This window comes from Shewanella electrodiphila (assembly GCF_023283985.1).
Lineage (GTDB): Bacteria > Pseudomonadota > Gammaproteobacteria > Enterobacterales > Shewanellaceae > Shewanella > Shewanella electrodiphila.
On sequence record NZ_JAKIKU010000056.1, the window covers coordinates 1 to 525 of the forward strand.

Below are 525 nucleotides of genomic sequence, written 5' to 3' on the forward strand. Positions count from 1 at the left end.
CAACGTCTGCACAAATACCTGTGGATATTCTCGCTGATATCACCCTCGATATTGATACTGGCAGAGATACCATCATTAACCGCTTTGAAATGCTGCGCCTTGATTTCTCAGGTCAAGTTGATGATGTTGAAGATGGCCAAGACATAACCATTACTCTCACCGATACTTTAGGTAATCAGCTCACTTACCTCACCACGGTTAATGCGGGCAGTTGGCAAATTGATAACGCTGATGTGTCATCGCTTGTTGACGGTGGTATTACCTTCGTTGCTAGCACTGTCGATATCGCAGGTAACCCAGCATCAACCACCACAACCGTAATCAAAGACAGCAATGCCTCTATTACCATTGAGGCCGTAGATAGTGACAACACCCTCAATGATGCAGAAATCTTAGTCACAACTTTGCGTGGTGAAGCATTAAATATTGAAGACGGTCAAAATGTACTCGTGTGGGTCACTGATATTAACGGTGCACGTCTAATCTTTAACACCACCGTCATCGATGGACAATGGCAATTAGATA

Annotated in this window: 1 protein-coding gene; it reads left to right on the plus strand. The window is 44.0% G+C overall.

Annotated features, from left to right (window positions below):
* Positions 1-525 (plus strand): hypothetical protein (locus L2737_RS22275; protein ID WP_248957144.1); only part of this gene is annotated, 525 nt, incomplete at both ends.